The organism is Bdellovibrio sp. ZFWA1 (assembly GCF_056175665.1).
In genome coordinates this window covers 96,039-112,317 of sequence record NZ_JBJKJH010000001.1, presented here as the reverse complement: position 1 = coordinate 112,317, position 16,279 = coordinate 96,039, and the positions used below count along the sequence as shown (strand labels likewise).

Here is a 16,279-nt window from a genome sequence, read left to right as displayed (position 1 = left end):
AGCAAATCTAGGGATTTAGACTATGATCATCATCATACTTTCCTGACAAATTTGAAATCAAAAAAAAGGCTCTGCATCGGTTGGATGCAGAGCCTGAGCTAGGCCACTAAATGAATAAGTCCTAGTAAGTTTCGACAATATCACCCTGAGGTGCTTTTGCTCCGGCTGGGTTTGTGCCTTTTTTGGAAAGAATATAAGCTGATACAGCGTAGATCTCTTCTTTCTTCATGACAGGACCCCAAGGAGGCATCCCTTTGTCAGCGACGCCCTCGCGAATGACTTTTACGATATCCATTCTTGTGCCTTTGCCGTGAATCCAGTTTTTATCGGTCAAGTTTGGACCGATCAGACCCTGAAGTTCGTTGCCGTGACAGGCAGCGCATTTCAAATTGAATTGACTAGCTCCAAGGGCTAAAACTTGATCCCCAGTCATGGCTGCGGCCAAGGACTCTTCAGTTTCCATAACTTGAGGAGTTGTTTGTTTAGCTTTGTTGATTTCGGTCATTGCGATATCCAACTCTTGGCTAAGGCTAGTTCCTCCAGCAAGCTCGTAGTGGATATAGTAAATCGCGCCAAAAATGATGGCAATAAAGAATGTCCATAACCACCAATTTGGTAGTGGATTATCTAATTCATGAATGCCATCGTAATTGTGGCCTTCCATATTTTTCTTATCATCGCTCATATTTATTCTCCGTCCTGAAGGGGAAACTGCTCGACGCGTTTGTATAGAGCACCGCTAGATTTGCGGTAGGCCCACATGCATACGCCTGCAAAAAACACCATAAAGATAACAAGCCCTAATGATGTTAAGTGTGTGTCTGTAAAATAACTTAAACCTAGTTGTTTCATGTTACTTTCCTTTTTGTCCTAGTGCCTGTAGGTAAGCAATAAGAGCAACGAGTTCAGTTTTTTCAAGTCCAGCAGGTGCTCCGTTAGCCGCTAGATCTTCAGCGATAACTTTGGCTTCTTTTTGTGCATGGATATCTGCGTTAGCTACCGTGTCGTCATCGTAAGGAACGCCGACCATTCTCATGACCGATAGTTTTTTACGAAGTACGGTAAAGTCGACATTCTTTGCCACCAACCATGGGTACGACGGCATGATTGACTTAGGTGTTACCGAACGTGGATCGATCATGTGTTGGTAGTGCCAAAGGTTTGGATATTTTTTGCCCAAGCGAGCCAAATCCGGTCCCGTGCGCTTTGAGCCCCATTGGAATGGATGGTCCCACATACTTTCACCAATTGTTGATGGCTTCCCGTAGCGCAAAACTTCATCCGGCATTGGGCGAATTTGTTGAGAGTGGCAGACGTAACATCCTTCTTTCAAGTACACATCGCGACCCGCAAGCTCTAATGGAGTGTAAGGGGCAGTAATCGTGTCTGGTGTTACATACTTATGAAGAGACAGTGTTGGATAGATTTCAATAACTGATCCGACAACGATAGCTAGGAAAGCAAGTACCGAGAATGTAAGCCCCATTCCTTCAAGTTTGCGGTGTCCATCTTCCTTGCCATAGACTTCGTTCCAACCCGTGCGAGTGACTTCGTGGGCTTTGGATTCTTGTTGAGCTGGCGCTGATTTGATAGTCATCCAAATGTTGTAGATGAACATGCAGAAGCCAACGATGAATAGAGTTCCACCCAATGCTCGAACCCAATATAGAGGAACGATCTTCATGACCGTTTCTACAAAATCTGGGTAAACAAGAGTTCCATCTTTTGCGATAGCTCTCCACATAAGACCTTGAGTGATTCCCGCTGTAACCATTGATGTGTAGTAAAGAAGGATACCGACAGTTGAAATCCAGAAGTTATTTTCTGCTAATTTTGTAGAATACAGCTTTGTATTCCATAGGCGAGGTACCATCCAAAGTAACATACCCATTGTCATTAAACCGTTCCAGCCAAGTGCTCCGGCATGAACGTGACCAATGATCCAGTCCGTGTAGTGACCTAAGCTGCTGACGGATTTAATTGAAAGCAATGGTCCTTCGAATGTAGACATACCATAGAAGGTCACGCCTGCGACGAAGAATTTGATGATAGGATCTTTGATAAGCTCTTTAAACGCACCTTTAAGTGTTAAAAGGCCGTTGATCATACCACCCCAAGAGGGAGCCCAAAGCATGACCGAGAATATCATCCCTAAAGTTTGCGCCCACTCTGGAAGTGAGGTGTAAAGCAAGTGGTGAGGTCCTGCCCAAATGTAAATAAAGACAAGGGCCCAAAAGTGAATAATCGATAGTCTATAAGAATAAACCGGGCGATTTGCGGCTTTTGGTACAAAGTAGTACATCAAACCCAAAAATGGAGTCGTCAAGAAAAAGGCAACGGCATTGTGACCGTACCACCATTGAACAAGCGCATCTTGGATGCCGGCCCACACAGGGTATGACTTCAAGAATGAAACTGGAATTGCAATGGAGTTAACGACATGAAGAACGGCAACAGTGATAATTGTTGCAATGTAGAACCAAATCGCTACGTACATATGCTTTTCGCGACGTTGTTTCAGAGTCATGAAGAAGTTGACGCCAAAAAAACCAGCCCATACGACAGCAATCGCAATATCAATTGGCCATTCAAGTTCAGCGTACTCTTTTCCTGTTGTGTAACCAAAAGGAATGGTTAATGCGGCCGTTACAATAATCAGCTGCCATCCCCAGAAGTGCAGTCTCGATAGCATGTCCGAGAACATGCGAGTCTTTAAAAGGCGCTGAGTAGAATAGTAGATACCTGCAAAAATAGCGTTACCGGCAAACGCAAAAATTGCGGCATTAGTATGTAGAGGACGCATACGCCCGAATGTAATCCATTCTAGGCCACCGTTGGCAGGCCACCAGGCCAACTGAATGGCAGCAATCAAGCCAAACAAGAATGCGCCTAAGCCCCATCCGATAGTCGCTATCGAGAATAATTTCACGATATCGTCATCGTAGTGTATTTTTTCGATGATTCTTTCATTGTTGTTCACGAGTTTTTCCTTTCGTTGTCATCTTTTAAAATTCTATGTGCAGGTGTTTCAAGGTCATCAAACTGACCTTTTGAGGTGGCCCATAAGAAGGCGGCCACAAAACCGATGCCCAATATGAGGGCCATGGGGATCATAAGAGTGAGTATATTCATTTGCGGAACCCCCAGAGGGAAGAGATAATAATAATCACCGAACTGATTGGCATTAGAATCGCGGCCATCATTGGATTGATGTAACCTAAAAGGGCTAAGGTACCGCCGATACTATTATAAATAAGTGAGATGGTTAAGTTTCTATACAGAACATTTTCCGTTGTCTTTGCCAATTCAAGAAGTGAGACCAAAGGATTGAGACCGCCTTTGGTGAAATGCACGTCGGCACTAGTAAGACTCAGTTCAACACTTCCCTTAAGTGCAATGCCTACATCTGCGGCCTGCAATGATAGGGAGTCATTGGCCCCATCACCAATCATACACGTGTATTTTTGTCGCCCAATAATTTCTTTTTTATCTTCTGGGTAAAGCTCGGCGAAGATGTGGTCTTTATTTAACCCACATTGTGATCCCACTTCAAACGCACGGTTTTTTTTATCACCCGTTAATAAGTAGGTTTGAATATCTTGTTTGTTTAACTTCTCAATTAGGTCTTTAGATTCATTTCGAATTTGATCGGCAAAATACAAAATACAAACAAGGTTTGAGTTTTCATAGTAGCCGACGGCTATTTCAGTATCGTGAAGTGATTCGGCAATGTTTTTGATTTCACAGAACTTGCCGTTGATTTGACCGCGAACCCCTTGGCCTAAAATCTCTTGAAGATTATTAGCATTCGGAGTGCTTTCTATGTGCTGCCATTTTTCCCGAAGGGCAAATGCAATGGGGTGTTGGGATACGGACTCAAGAGCTAGGATGTTTTCTTGTGTTTCAACTGAAAGTACCGCAGGTTCTGAATAAGCTAGGTGCAAGCGACCCAAAGTTAAAGTTCCCGTTTTGTCAAAGTAGACATGCTTGATTTTTCTAATACGTTCGAAAACAGAACCATCCTTGATTAGAATTCCGTTTTTTTGGGCTTTCTTTAATGCAAGGCCTAAAGTTAAAGGGGATCCAAATGCAAGAGCACAAGGGCAAGCAAGTACAATCAAGGCTAAGGATCGATTGAAGGCTTCTTGGAAGTTTACAAAACTATAGCCGACTAAAAAGATTCCAGCGATTGCAAAAACAATTAGAATCAGTTGTTTTGCCAGATGGTCTGTTAGTGTCAGGAAGGCAGTCTTTTTAAGAGCCGCTTGATCTAACTCTTTAAAGAGCTTGCCTAACTTACTGTTTTCTTGAGTTGTGGTTACTTTTACTTCAATTTCGGTAGAAATAAGTTTGGTGCCGCCGAATATAACCATACCCTTTGAAAATCCTCGGGGTAGGGATTCGCCATTAAACAAGGACATATCTAAAAAGGCTTTATTCGAAATAAGTTCTGCATCCATTGGCAGAGTTTGACCGGCCTTAATTTTTAAAACATCTCCAATTTTTAGGGATGTTGCCGGGTGGGTCGTCCAACCAGAGTCTTCTTTTTTTAAATACTGCACATTATTGAAGAAGCTCTTCATCTGAGTTGGTGAAAGATAATTTTGCTGAGTGCGTTTTAGTAAATATCGTGCTGATAGAATAAGAAACATAAAGCTTGCTGTTGAATCAAAATAGATTTCATTTTTTCCAAGCATTAGATTGTAAGCGGAAAGCCCCACACTTGAAAGCATGGCGATTGTGATCGGAAGATCGACGTTGATAACTTTGTATTTTAAAGAATTCCATGCGCCTTGGTAAAAAGGGACTGCTGAATACAATAAAATAGGAAGATAAAGTAGAAAGCTAATCCAATTAAAAACGAGTCCCATGGTCCCGGCTAAACCGCTGTAGACTGGAATAACAAAAAGCATGATATTCCCAGCGCACGCACCAGCGACGGCTATTCGTTTTAGAAAAACTCTGTTTTCGAGTTTGTATTTTTCTTGGAAGTCGTCTTGAGAGGCTAGTGGCGACGGAGTATATCCCAACTCTTCCATCAGAGCTGCCGCCTTTGCAAGCGAAGCATCTTCTTTAAGTTTTATACTGACGGTTGAGTAGCCAAAATTAACTTGTGCCGCTAGAATACCATCGTAAAACTCGGGCATTTTTTCAAGCAAATGAACGCAGCTTGAGCAGTGAAGGCCTTCTGCATAAAATGAAAAGTTGTATTCGTCGTCAGTATGTTTATAAAGATTGTAAAAATCTGGAAGATCTAAATAGGAATACTTAGAGAGTAGACCATTCTTTTCAAGATCATCATTGTTAATTTCAGTGATTGTATGAAGCTTTTCACAGGCATCGCAGCAGAAAACATGACCGCGCGGGTTCACGCCTCCGCAGTGTAGGCAGCGAGCTGTTTCTTGTGCTAATGACTCCATAAAACACACCTTCTATCGTGTTTTATAATGTCACTTAGGAGTCACTTAAAGAATATGATTCAGGTCATGTTCCATTAAAAATCTGGAATAAATTTAAAGTGGTATTGAGGGAGCGTCTGGGACAAATTATCCCATTTGACTGCGAGCCTGTAGCTTAGACACGCTGATAATACGAATCTGTCTTCCATCACTTTGGTCGATGAGGCCTTCTTTTTCAAATTGAGCCAATGTTCGAATGACGGTTTCAGGAGTTGTGCCTGCCCATTGAGCGATTTCTCGACGGGTCCACCCTTCGTGTTCAAAATGGCTTTGCAAAAACAAAAGTGCTTCGGCGATACGCTCGGAGGCCCCTTTATCCATTTGATCCATCCACTTTTCTTCGGCTTGACGTAGGTCTTTGGATAGATGGCTTAAAAGCTTCATGGCCGCTTCTGGAAACTGCTTGAAGATTCCCATAACATCCGACTTTGGAATGAAGCACATTTCAACTTCATCTAAGGCAATGGCCGAAGCGTGGTAGGGTTCGGCTGCAAAAAGAGATCTGTAACCTAGAACTCCTCCAGGTCCAATGATGCGCAAAGTATGAGCCGCTCCACTTTGAGATGTTGTTTCCAATTTGACGAGTCCTTTGGTGACCGTAAACAGTCCCAGGGGTTCATTGCCGGCATAAAAGATTGTTTGTCCCGCCTTATAAAGGGAAATGACCTTCGATCTTTCCAATAGAGGAACGACTTCTGGTGCCACAGAGCAAATTAGATTCTCCTCGCGGTTGTCGCAAGTGGAACATTGGCGTGCAGAGGGGGTTGGGGGGCAAGCGGCCTTAGTACTCATGTTATAAACGTTACCATGTTTCTCATTTGAGATGCAATACTGTGTTCGGAACGGGGTGTAACACAAATCTTAGGTGATGAGAAAGACTAAATCTTGACAATAATGTACTGGACTTATGCCCTAGGGGGAGGCTCTAATATTTTTGAGGCAAGGATGTCTCGATAACCTCTTGAAAAGGGTAATAAAATGAGAAGCCACGGAATGGTATTCACGTTTATTGGCTTGTTTGTCTTCTCGCCGGGGCTGCGGGCTGCGACCTATTCTCATTATTTTTCAATCGAAAAGTCTTCAATAAATTTGCAGTCCACCGAGACAAATTGGCCCGATCTGCATGATGTTTATAGTCACTCACAATTTGATACGCCGATCGAAGTATTAGAGCGAGCGCATGCCAATGCGCTTCAGGTGATTAAGAGAGTTTTTGCGCTGACTAATTTCAAACGAACAGATCAGATTTGGGGGGAGCCTGCAATTCCCTACAAAAGGACTCGTGATTTCGGAGGTTGGGTGCGATTTCGCAGCCCGGGACGTTGTTTGAATACTCGCGGTTTGGTGCTTGAGCGAGACAGTCAGGTGCCTGTGAGCCTTAGCTCGGACAAGTGCACTGTGGTTGGGGGAAAGTGGCTTGATCCTTATACGGGAAATGAGCTTACGGATGCGCGAGATATTCAAATTGACCACTTTGTGCCGTTGAAAAACGCGTATATATCAGGCGCCGATCAGTGGAATTCGCAAGAGCGTTGTTTGTATGCTAATTTCATGGGCAACTCTTATCATTTGCTTCCGGTTTGGGGTCCTGAAAACTCCAGAAAAAGCGACAAACCTATCGATGGATATTTACCGCCAAATAACAATTATCGATGTCAATATGTAGCCCAGTGGCTGAAAATCAAGTATATTTGGAAACTCAAGTTGAGTCCGAATGAAGTTGAGCAAGTTCAGCGGATGCTTAGAAATGGCGAGTGCAGTGCTGGTCAATTTCAAATGGACGAAACTGAGGAAACGGCAATTAAAGACTATAAGCTAAAGAACAGTCAACTTTGCCGGATTTAATGTTTTAATCTGACTGGAGTTGCGATGAACGAAGTATCAATAATTGAAGTATTGGGAACGGTATTTTTTGGGCTAGGCGTTGTTCATACTTTTTTTGTTCACAAGTTCTTGCAAGCATCAGCAAGATATCCAAAAGAGTCTGCACTTCATGCGATTTTTCACTTGCTAGGAGAAATCGAAGTGGTCTTTGCTTTTTGGTCCGCATTGTTCATGTCGTGCTTTGTTGCGATCGAAGGTTGGAAGCCGGCAATCCAATATCAACAGTCATTGAATTTCGTCGAACCATTTTTTATTTTTGCAATTATGGTGGTTTGCTCTACAAGACCTATATTGTTTGCAGCCCGAAGTGCCATCAGAGGCATTAGTACGTTTCTAAGAACCATTCTGCGAACGCCGCAGACTCATACGGATCTTTTTGTGATCTTATTTTTTGGTTCATTGGCCGGTTCTTTCATTACTGAACCTGCGGCCATGACCGTGGCCGCGCTTTTGCTAAATAGTATGCTTAAGGAATCAGAAGAGCGTTTACGATACTTTTTATTGGCGGTGCTTTTTGTCAATGTTTCGATCGGCGGAACTTTGACTTCTTTTGCGGCTCCTCCGGTTCTGATGGTTGCCCAAGCATGGGGGTGGGACACGAGTTTTGTTTTCACCCATTTTGGATGGAAAAGTTTGATTGCTGTTGGAATCAATGCACTTCTTTTTGTAGGATTATTTTTGCGATCTATTCCCGCGGCTTTTTATTCGCTGGAAGAAGTCGATCAACGATTGGACGGCGGGGGGCACTCGCGCATGCCGTTGGCGGTTGTACTTATTCACTTGCTATTCGTTTTTTTGATTGTTGTGACGGGTCACTATCAGAACGCGTTCTTGGGGATCTTCTTATTTTTTCTTGGAGTGGCAACAGCGACTCAAAGATATCAGGATCGTTTGCGACTTAAAGAGAGTTTGTTGGTTTCGTTATTTTTAGGCGGCATTATTCAATTTGGGGCTTTTCAGAAGTGGTGGCTACAGCCATTGTTATCTAAGATGGAAGATGCCGCTTTGTATGCAGGGGCGACTTTATTGACTGCTGTGACGGACAATGCGGCGTTAACTTATTTGGGTACTCAGGTCGAAGGCCTTAGCGACGCCTCTAAATTTGCCTTGGTGGCGGGGGCTGTTGCCGGGGGTGGTTTAACTATTATTGCCAACGCCCCCAATGCTGCGGGATACAGTGTCTTGTCGGGAAAATTTCCAACGGGAGTCAGTCCCTTAAAGCTTCTAATGGCGTCCGCATTGCCGACAGCGATCGCCGTCTGTTGCCTATGGTTTCTTAAGTAGAATAAGAGAAAAGCGGCATCCCTTTGAGGTATTTTCGCAGACGAGTTGACCTTGATGTAAAAGGGCAATTTTTTGCGCGATCGACAAACCAAGGCCAAAACCAGGTGTGTTTTGGTTCAAATGAGATCCCCGATTAAAGCGTTCAAAGATCGAACTTTGGAGCTCGACAGGAATGCCGGGGCCTTCATCTTGAACTTCAATTTTTACTTCACTCATGTTCCAACTCAAAGCCAGTTCTATGATTGAGTTAGCCGGAGAATATTTAATGGCGTTTTCGATCAGGTTTCGGATCAGATGCACCAAAAGCTCGAACTCTCCCGATATTTTTGGCATCTCGGTCACATCTTTTGATCGGAAATCGATGCGGAACTGGATACCTTTGTTCGATGCTGATTTTTCAGCCTGAGACACAGCTTCGAATAATACCTCGTCGGCAGACACTAGGATTGGATTTAGATTGTCTTTGCCCGCGTCGATTCGAGCAAGAATCAACATTTGCTGAACAATTCGTGCGAGATTATCAACCTGCTCTATGGAGTGCTTAAACTCGTTTTGCAGTTCAAGGTTAACGCGGCCCTTAAGAAGTTCAAGGTTGGCTCGCACCAGCGATATAGGCGTCAAAAGCTGATGAGAGGCGTCCGCAACAAAGCGTTCTTGTGAAAGATAGGCATTTTGAATTCTCTCGAATAAACTATTCAAGGTTTCAATTAAAGTTTGAATTTCGTCTTGGCTTTGGGGGACTGGGATTCGCTGCGAAAGATCGTTAGGGTTCATTGAGTTTGCAATTTGTATAATGTCCGCCATTGGGCGAAGAGCCCGGGAAGAAAAGTAAAGAGCTCCGAGGAGGGAAAGTAATAGAATGGTAGGAATGCCCCATTGTATAAATTGAAGACGATTGCGAATTTGTCCTTCAAGAAGACGCATCGGGACCGCGATTTCAAGGTAGATTTTTCTTTTTTTAGAGTTTGATTCTATAGGAAATACAATCAATCGATAGGTCGAGGCTTCGGCGTTGGGAATTAACTGAACATCGTCAGCATCGATACTGTAAAAAGTGGCCTCATCAATTTGATTTGCTGGAGCGGTTGCTAATAGAGCATGAGGGTTGAATTTCCCGAAGTTTCCTTGTTGATCCAGGATGATGCCTCGTTTATTTCGAAGTTGAATCAAGGCCGTGCCCAAGGGGAACGGAAGCACTTTGGATTGTTCAAAGTTAAAATCAGTCACCTCTACGTCGCCGCTTCGATCATATTCAATACTATTACTGACATCTACGGTGTAGTTATACAGGGCAGAGTCGAAATCCTTTTTAAGAGTTCGAATCATTTCAAAGTACAAAAAGCTAGCGAAGGCCGCCGTCAAGGTTCCGAAAAGCAGAGTGAAAATAAAAACCAGCCGCACCCGTAACGAAGGGTGGCGTAAGGATCTAAGTGCTTTCTTTAAGGACATAGCCAACGCCAACAACGGTATGAATTATTTTTCGACCAAATGGTGCCTCAAGTTTTTTTCTTAGCATGTTTACGTAGACATCGATAACATTGCTTTCAGAGTCGAAGTTAATATCCCACACTTTTTCGGCAATCGAAACACGGTCGATCGTACGCTCGGGATGTCTTAGGAAGTATTCGAGCAAGGAAAATTCTTTTGAGGTTAACGTGATTTCAGTGCCATCTCGTCGTACAATTCGTTTAATTAGATCAAGTTCTAAACTTTTGTAGACGAGCTTTGTAGGTTCACTCGATAAATTAGTAGGGGTCCTGCGGAGCAGAGCTCTTATGCGGGCATTGAGTTCTTCAAAAGAAAATGGCTTTGTTAAGTAATCATCGGCCCCGGCATCTAAACCTAAGACTTTATCTTTGGTTGTATTAAGGGCCGTTAGCATTAAAATGGATCCTTTGAATCCATTTTTTCGAATAGCGACAGCAGTCTCCATACCACTTCTGCGTGGAAGCATAACATCCATCAAGATAAGACTGTAATCAGACTGAGTTGTATATTCTTCTGCCAGAAGCCCATTTTCGGCAACGTCCACGACGTAGCCATTTTCTTGGAGGCCTTTTTTTAGATAGTTTGCCATTTTTGCTTCGTCTTCAACAACAAGGATTTTCATTTTGTTTTTTCCTGTCGCATATAGTAGTCGAGCAGTCCCATAAGGCCTCGATAGCGACGAGCCATCGTATCTTTATCTGCTGATTTTGTGCCTTCCATCAGTTCAATTTTGTTTTCGGTCCAATTATAGTAGGCGCCAGTGGCGGGATTTATACCGCCCGATTCTCCGATCACAAGGGCTGGTGCTCCGAAGGTAAATTGGTGGTATTGAGGCGAAAAGATATTTTGACCTAAGCCCCAGACTTCTTTCTCTGAAAGTGCGAGGTCATAAATCGTATTCAAAAGATCGATTTGCGTTAAGAAATCAGGCATTTTTTTGCCTTTAGCCAATTCTTTTGGAAGATGTAAAAAAGCGGGGACCGCGTTTTTCTGAAGCTGCTCTTTTTCACTAAAATTGATCATCCAAAAAGCATGGTCGCCGGTTGCTGCAACTATTGTTCGGGGGTTGTAAGAACTGGTTTCTAGTTTATTTAAGAAATCCGTGAAGCTGTCTAAAGCGTAGCGGTAAGTCGCATATCTTTTTTCGGGAATGTTCTTGTCGCCCAAGTATTTGTCCACCACGTACTGAGGTGGGGCAAAGGAGGGAACTTTGTAATTTCGTGGAATTTGAAATGGCGGGTGATTAGATGTCGTCATAACAACGATGAATTGTGGTTTTTTTGCAGATGCTAAAATCTGATGAACATAAGTCCACAAATCGTGGTCGTATATCCCCCAGTCGTGTCGCTCTAAATTGGTAGAGCTTGTCCCAAGGGCAGAAGCAATTTCATTTTCTCCATCCACAAGATCATACCCCTGAAAACGAGCAAATTTATTGATTTCTCTCCACCCGGGGTTGCCTCCGTAAACGAGACGAGTTTCATAACCTGATTGTTTAAAAATTCGAGCCGGTGAGGTTCTAAATGGAGCTTGAAGATAATCACTTTCAGAAAGGAATTCTCCGATGTAGCGATGAGGAAGTCCTGCCATTAAAGCACTGAGGGTGCCAATGGTGGCTGCCGTTTGGGAAAGAACTTTATCGGTAAACAGATCTTGCTGTTTGTACTTAGAAAAAGGACCCACCATATTGAAAGGCTCTTGATCAAATTGCATCCAGTACGAGCCCCATGATTCAAGCAAGACAAAAACGACATGAGGACTATGCTGTGCGGCCCATAAGTTCTTAGGCGTCGTGCGACGAAGAAGGTTGATGGGATCCGCAGGCACTTGCTCGGGGGCAATGGCAAAGAAGTCAGCAAAAGCATTTTGTGGCTGATCGTGATAGCCGAAGTACTTAAGATTGGAATTCCATTCAGAATGTGTTTTTAGGCGAAGCTCGACCGCTCGAGCAAAAGCGCGAGAAGAGTTGAAGGCAAGTTGGTTGATAAAAGGGCTCTTCGAAATTCCGGTGTCCATTTCGCTTAAAGGAAAAAGGCTAAAAGAACCTCGAGCACCAATACCGTTCAGCACGAACGCAGCAAAGAGCAAAAGACCAATCAAGCCCCTAGAGTGTTGTGCAATTTTTAGGGATTGCTTTGGGAAGATGTTATTAAGGGCCTTCCAAATAAGAAAAGCAAAAATCACTAGGACGGCTGCCATCCAGAGAACCGGGTAGTTCTTCCACATTGTTTTAATCAGCGCGATGGTGTCGTCCTCAAAGAAACCGAAAACCAGAACATTGAGGCGGTCTTGATAAAAAGAATAAAAGCCAAGGTCTATTAAATTAAAAAAACTCATCGTTAGTAGAAGAGTAAAATACCAGTACTTGGTAAAAGCCATACCCCAACGAGGCCAGGCTCTGAAAATGGTGGCGTAAATCCAAAGGGCAAGCAGTGGAACCGCGTTGATATAGCAAAGAACTGTAAGGTCGAAACGCATGCCTAAAAGAAAGGCTTTGGCGATATCCGCTTCGTATCCGTGTAGGTCTGAGCTGCGTCCAAACAAAAACAAAAATGAGAGTCTCCATAAAGACTCGATAGCCAAAAAGGATATATTTAAAAATGCTATTTTTTTAAGCAGAGATCGTAAGGACATGGGAGGAAACTCTCATGTCCTTTGGTGTGTTTCAAGAGCCAAATTTCCATTTTTTATTTGGATCTTGCTCTTCTTGGCTTGGCTTGTCAGGCTTGCCAATTTTCTCGATGTTTTTTTCGTCGTCCACTGTAAAGTTCAGCGCGGGTCCCTTGGCTTTTCTGCTCTCTTCAATGAGGCCAGTATAAGCGCCAAATTCGGAAAGCTTATTCGAGAGAAAAAAGACCCCTTTATGTTGGTCGCCCTCAAAGTAGACGGACCAGCCGCCATCATCTTCAGAGGCCATTCGCACTTTGGCGGTGAAGGATTTGGTTTTTTTGGCTTCCTTTTCGGACTCGTAGACTGAAGTTGACGCATTTTGAGACAAAGCGCCTGTGGAGGTCAGCATTAAGGCAATCAAAAGAAATGTTGGTTTCATCCGGCTCCCATCAATGTATCATATAATTATTCAATTATTATGCGCGGTGTTAGTTTGCGGTGCAATAAGTATTGTGTTAAATCCTATTTGTTGGTCTTTAATACCCCGTATAAGTCGAGCCCTCTAATAGGGTTGTGAAGGAGTTTATATGAATTTAGGTTGGACAGAAATTTTACTAATTGGTGGAATCGCTTTGTTGATGTTTGGTCCAAGCCGTTTGCCAGGATTGGGTAAATCAATGGGTGAAGCTATTCGCGGTTTCAAAAAAGGTTTGAATGGCGATGATGATGTGGCAGGGTCTCGCGATGTTTCAGGTCAAATTTCTCAGAACCAGCAGCGTCCGATGAATTCTGAGGCGCAAAAAGAAAATCACACTCATAAAGAATCTTAATACAAGAATGACAGATAGAATGTCTAATTTAGCTTCTTTGGGTTTTGATTTTTCTTTTTGGAAAGATTCAACTTCAGATGCTGGTAGGTTAGACGGTCATGACTTTCAAATAGCGAGAGTCGTTCAAGAGCAACGAGGAACCTACCTCGTTGCTTTTTCTATTTCGAGCCCCTGGGTTCCCGCAGAAGTCTTAGGTGGTTTTCGACATAAAGCGAAGGGGCGCGCGGATTATCCAGCGGTTGGTGATTTTGTACGTGTCGAGAAAAAAGAAGATCGCTGGCTTATTCGCGAAGTTCTAAATAGGAAAACCAAGCTCTCAAGAAAAGAGGCCGGGATGCGGGAAGAGGAACAAATTCTTGCCGCAAATGTCGATGTTGCCTTCATCATGTCTTCCGTGAATATGGAATTTAACCTGAATCGACTAGATCGGTTTGTGGCTCTGTGTTTAGACGCTGGCATCGCGCCGGTATTACTGCTTTCTAAGATTGACCTTGATGAGGACTATCAAGAGATCATTGATGAATTGGCGACATTCCATCGAGAACTAAAAATTATCCCGGTGTCGACTTTGACAGGGATTGGTCTTGATCAGGTTCGCGCAATTGCAAATGATCGCACGTCTGTTTTAATCGGGCGCTCGGGTGTGGGAAAGTCGACCTTAGTGAATGCTTTGATTCAAAATCAGATTCAGCACACTCAAGAAATTCGCGAGTCAGATTCGAAGGGGCGGCATACAACCACGTATCGAAGTTTATTTGCGGTGCCTTCCGGAGGATTGATCATTGATACGCCCGGAGTGCGAGAACTTCAGCTGTGGGATCTGGACGGAGACGCTGAAGAGGTTTTTGACGAGATTGTTGAAGTTTCGTCACAGTGTCGCTTTGCAGATTGCACACATAGAAATGAACCAGGTTGTCGAGTCCGTGAGATGGTCGAGCAGGGAATGATTGAACCTCATCGTTACGAATCATATCTGAAGATTCATGAAGAGAAGGCGAATCAGTCCCGTCGGCAAGATCGCACTAAAGTCTTAGAAAAAAAGCAAAAGGCCAAGGTGCTGACTAAGGCTTTGAATAAGATGTATAAAAAATATTAAATGCTACTGAATAACCAAGGTTTCGTTGTTTTTAGAGTAGTCATGCCAAGGGCGTGAGCTCTTGTTATTTTCTGGGCGAGATCCTTCGAGGAAGGCATCCAGGTAATTTGCAAAGTCTTCGCGAACGCGCTCTCTGGATTTACGATTTTCTTCATTCCAGGCAAACTTAGTGAAACTAGGCTGGCTATCCACAAAATTTCCAAGATAAAAAATGGCATCTAAGCCGTGGAAGGATTTGAAGATCTGGTTCCAAGGGGCGGGGGTTTCTTGCCAAGCAAATTTATAAACATAAACATGACTTTGGTGTCGCCCGATAATTTGAGCAATTCCTGCGTTGGTGTAGATCAAGCTATTACTGATGCCGTCGGTGATATTGTCGTATTTTTTTTGTTTTTCTTTGGATAAGAGTTCTTCTTTGGTGATGTCAGAGCGATTCGAATTAATTAAGTTGTAAAGCTCGACCTCGTTAACGTTCAACATTGGCACCCCGGCCAGGTAAGTGGCCTCGTCGCTGGTCGTCCCTAAAATCATCGGCACTTTATTGTAGTTTCCAAGTAAGATTGATGTCATTCCTATTTTGGGAAAAACAACCCCATCGGAAATGTGCTGGGTTGGAATGATGTTGCGTGGAATACTAAGTATTTCGTCGGTAGTTTTGCTTCGAAGGTAGTTTCGGACAAAGTGAGCATTTTGAGACTTAAGAAAGTTTGTTATCTGCTTATCAGTGTCTCCGAATCCATCTTTCTTAAGAAGATCATAGAGCAATGATTTAGAGCGGGCTTGCACTAATGATTTTGGATAGGCGTTGGGTAAGCCAGCAGAACAAATTGCTTTATTAAAAAGGTTTTTTGCTAAGGGTGTTTGAATGAGTCCCCACACATTCATGCATCCTGCGGATTGGCCCGCGATCGTGATATTATTGGGGTCGCCTCCGAAGTTTTTAATATTTTTCTTTACCCATTTGAGGGCTTGAATCAGGTCCAGCGTTACATAATTTCCCGAGTCATCTAACAAATTTCCGGTTTCAAGCTCTTCGAGAGAGAAAGCCCCGAAGACTCCCAGACGATAATTAACGCTGATGAAAATGGCATTGTGTCGTAGGGCAAAGTAAGCGCCGTTGTAATTTGGGTCTGCGGAAGTGCCCTTTGAATTGGATCCGCCATGAATCCATAAAAACACGGGACGAATTTGATCTGACGTTTGTGGCGATCGCCAGATATTTAGGTACAAACAGTCTTCGTTGCCTATAGGCTTTCCGAATCTATCAGAAGAAACCGCGGCGAACATATTTCCGATCTGGGGGCAAGAGTTGGGAAGTCTTTGAGCTTGGACAAGAGCAGGAAGTTTTATCCTCCGGGGCGCTTTCCAGCGTCGATCTTTGATGGGGGCTTGAGCGTAGGGAATTCCCAAGAAGGCCTCGGCATTTTGGTCGATAGTTCCCTTAAAGGTCGTACCTTGGGATTCTACAGACGGAGTTCCTTCTGCGGCGTTAGCGCTGAAGACGAAAAGCAATGCAAGAAGAAGTGTATTGAACGCGTTCATAATAATTCCCCTCTGCGGACTTATTATTCTTGGCATGGCCATTCACGGGATTCAATAAAGTAGCTACTCTAGATGTGCTAAACGCG

The 16,279-nt window shown here is 43.5% G+C and carries 15 protein-coding genes; 4 read left to right on the top strand and 11 right to left on the bottom strand.

The window, feature by feature from the left end:
• Positions 1-121 precede the first annotated feature (121 nt).
• From AC04MN_RS00500 to AC04MN_RS00475, 6 genes are all read right to left on the bottom strand, one after another.
• Positions 122-685, bottom strand: a complete 564-nt coding sequence (locus AC04MN_RS00500) for a cbb3-type cytochrome c oxidase N-terminal domain-containing protein (RefSeq protein ID WP_475381228.1) — start codon at positions 683-685, stop codon at positions 122-124.
• A gap of 2 nt (positions 686-687) precedes the next feature.
• Positions 688-852: a cbb3-type cytochrome oxidase subunit 3 gene (locus tag AC04MN_RS00495; RefSeq protein WP_475381227.1), complete on the bottom strand. Its 165-nt coding sequence runs from the start codon at positions 850-852 to the stop codon at positions 688-690.
• Between the two features lies 1 nt (position 853).
• The gene (gene ccoN / locus AC04MN_RS00490; RefSeq protein WP_475381226.1) at positions 854-2,980 is read right to left on the bottom strand and encodes a cytochrome-c oxidase, cbb3-type subunit I; all 2,127 of its coding nucleotides are present in this window, start codon (positions 2,978-2,980) and stop codon (positions 854-856) included.
• Positions 2,977-3,132, bottom strand: a complete 156-nt coding sequence (gene ccoS, locus AC04MN_RS00485; RefSeq protein ID WP_475381225.1) for a cbb3-type cytochrome oxidase assembly protein CcoS — start codon at positions 3,130-3,132, stop codon at positions 2,977-2,979. The genes ccoN and ccoS overlap by 4 nt, the downstream gene beginning before the upstream one ends.
• Positions 3,129-5,420 carry a heavy metal translocating P-type ATPase gene (locus tag AC04MN_RS00480; RefSeq protein WP_475381224.1) on the bottom strand — a complete coding sequence of 764 codons (2,292 nt, stop codon included), beginning with the start codon at positions 5,418-5,420 and terminating at the stop codon, positions 3,129-3,131. The genes ccoS and AC04MN_RS00480 overlap by 4 nt, the downstream gene beginning before the upstream one ends.
• 126 nt (positions 5,421-5,546) lie before the next feature.
• Entirely contained in the window at positions 5,547-6,251 is a 705-nt protein-coding gene (locus AC04MN_RS00475; protein WP_475381223.1) for a Crp/Fnr family transcriptional regulator, read from the bottom strand.
• 186 nt (positions 6,252-6,437) lie between these two features.
• Between AC04MN_RS00475 and AC04MN_RS00470 the strand changes: the two genes are divergently transcribed.
• Both AC04MN_RS00470 and AC04MN_RS00465 read left to right on the top strand, forming a co-directional pair.
• The gene (locus tag AC04MN_RS00470) at positions 6,438-7,304 is read left to right on the top strand and encodes an HNH endonuclease family protein (RefSeq protein WP_475381222.1); all 867 of its coding nucleotides are present in this window, start codon (positions 6,438-6,440) and stop codon (positions 7,302-7,304) included.
• Between the two features lie 24 nt (positions 7,305-7,328).
• Positions 7,329-8,627 carry a putative Na+/H+ antiporter gene (locus AC04MN_RS00465; protein ID WP_475381221.1) on the top strand — a complete coding sequence of 433 codons (1,299 nt, stop codon included), beginning with the start codon at positions 7,329-7,331 and terminating at the stop codon, positions 8,625-8,627.
• On the opposite strand, the gene AC04MN_RS00460 is transcribed toward AC04MN_RS00465, so the two are convergent.
• The 4 genes from AC04MN_RS00460 to AC04MN_RS00445 are packed head-to-tail and all read right to left on the bottom strand — an operon-like array spanning position 8,610 to position 13,164.
• Positions 8,610-10,076 carry a sensor histidine kinase gene (locus tag AC04MN_RS00460; protein WP_475381220.1) on the bottom strand — a complete coding sequence of 489 codons (1,467 nt, stop codon included), beginning with the start codon at positions 10,074-10,076 and terminating at the stop codon, positions 8,610-8,612. The two genes, AC04MN_RS00465 and AC04MN_RS00460, sit on opposite strands and share 18 nt — an antisense overlap.
• Positions 10,054-10,737, bottom strand: coding sequence for a response regulator transcription factor (locus AC04MN_RS00455; RefSeq protein ID WP_475381219.1), 684 nt, complete (start codon positions 10,735-10,737; stop codon positions 10,054-10,056). Before AC04MN_RS00455 ends, AC04MN_RS00460 begins: the two co-directional genes overlap by 23 nt.
• Positions 10,734-12,749: an LTA synthase family protein gene (locus tag AC04MN_RS00450; RefSeq protein ID WP_475381218.1), complete on the bottom strand. Its 2,016-nt coding sequence runs from the start codon at positions 12,747-12,749 to the stop codon at positions 10,734-10,736. Before AC04MN_RS00450 ends, AC04MN_RS00455 begins: the two co-directional genes overlap by 4 nt.
• Before the next feature lie 31 nt (positions 12,750-12,780).
• Positions 12,781-13,164, bottom strand: coding sequence for a hypothetical protein (locus AC04MN_RS00445; RefSeq protein WP_475381217.1), 384 nt, complete (start codon positions 13,162-13,164; stop codon positions 12,781-12,783).
• Between the two features lie 148 nt (positions 13,165-13,312).
• Here AC04MN_RS00445 and AC04MN_RS00440 point away from each other — a divergent pair, with 148 nt between their 5' ends.
• Both AC04MN_RS00440 and rsgA read left to right on the top strand, forming a co-directional pair.
• Positions 13,313-13,555, top strand: a complete 243-nt coding sequence (locus tag AC04MN_RS00440; protein ID WP_475381216.1) for a Sec-independent protein translocase subunit TatA/TatB — start codon at positions 13,313-13,315, stop codon at positions 13,553-13,555.
• 7 nt (positions 13,556-13,562) lie between these two features.
• Positions 13,563-14,651 (top strand): ribosome small subunit-dependent GTPase A, encoded by a 1,089-nt coding sequence (gene rsgA / locus AC04MN_RS00435; RefSeq protein ID WP_475381215.1) that lies wholly within the window; start codon positions 13,563-13,565, stop codon positions 14,649-14,651.
• A gap of 3 nt (positions 14,652-14,654) precedes the next feature.
• Here the strand turns inward: rsgA and AC04MN_RS00430 are convergent, their stop codons facing one another.
• A complete protein-coding gene (locus AC04MN_RS00430) occupies positions 14,655-16,193 on the bottom strand; it encodes a carboxylesterase family protein (RefSeq protein ID WP_475381214.1) in 1,539 nt (512 codons plus the stop codon).
• Positions 16,194-16,279 lie beyond the last annotated feature (86 nt).

Excerpts from the sequence above, each read along its gene's own strand:
- AC04MN_RS00500 (WP_475381228.1), bottom strand. The coding sequence starts at position 685 with ATGAGCGATGATAAGAAAAATATGGAAGGCCACAATTACGATGGCATT.
- AC04MN_RS00495 (WP_475381227.1), bottom strand. The coding sequence starts at position 852 with ATGAAACAACTAGGTTTAAGTTATTTTACAGACACACACTTAACATCA.
- ccoS (WP_475381225.1), bottom strand. The coding sequence starts at position 3,132 with ATGAATATACTCACTCTTATGATCCCCATGGCCCTCATATTGGGCATC.
- AC04MN_RS00480 (WP_475381224.1), bottom strand. The coding sequence starts at position 5,420 with ATGGAGTCATTAGCACAAGAAACAGCTCGCTGCCTACACTGCGGAGGC.
- AC04MN_RS00475 (WP_475381223.1), bottom strand. The coding sequence starts at position 6,251 with ATGAGTACTAAGGCCGCTTGCCCCCCAACCCCCTCTGCACGCCAATGT.
- AC04MN_RS00470 (WP_475381222.1), top strand. The coding sequence starts at position 6,438 with ATGAGAAGCCACGGAATGGTATTCACGTTTATTGGCTTGTTTGTCTTC.
- AC04MN_RS00465 (WP_475381221.1), top strand. The coding sequence starts at position 7,329 with ATGAACGAAGTATCAATAATTGAAGTATTGGGAACGGTATTTTTTGGG.
- AC04MN_RS00460 (WP_475381220.1), bottom strand. The coding sequence starts at position 10,076 with ATGTCCTTAAAGAAAGCACTTAGATCCTTACGCCACCCTTCGTTACGG.
- AC04MN_RS00455 (WP_475381219.1), bottom strand. The coding sequence starts at position 10,737 with ATGAAAATCCTTGTTGTTGAAGACGAAGCAAAAATGGCAAACTATCTA.
- AC04MN_RS00450 (WP_475381218.1), bottom strand. The coding sequence starts at position 12,749 with ATGTCCTTACGATCTCTGCTTAAAAAAATAGCATTTTTAAATATATCC.
- AC04MN_RS00445 (WP_475381217.1), bottom strand. The coding sequence starts at position 13,164 with ATGAAACCAACATTTCTTTTGATTGCCTTAATGCTGACCTCCACAGGC.
- AC04MN_RS00440 (WP_475381216.1), top strand. The coding sequence starts at position 13,313 with ATGAATTTAGGTTGGACAGAAATTTTACTAATTGGTGGAATCGCTTTG.
- rsgA (WP_475381215.1), top strand. The coding sequence starts at position 13,563 with ATGACAGATAGAATGTCTAATTTAGCTTCTTTGGGTTTTGATTTTTCT.
- AC04MN_RS00430 (WP_475381214.1), bottom strand. The coding sequence starts at position 16,193 with ATGAACGCGTTCAATACACTTCTTCTTGCATTGCTTTTCGTCTTCAGC.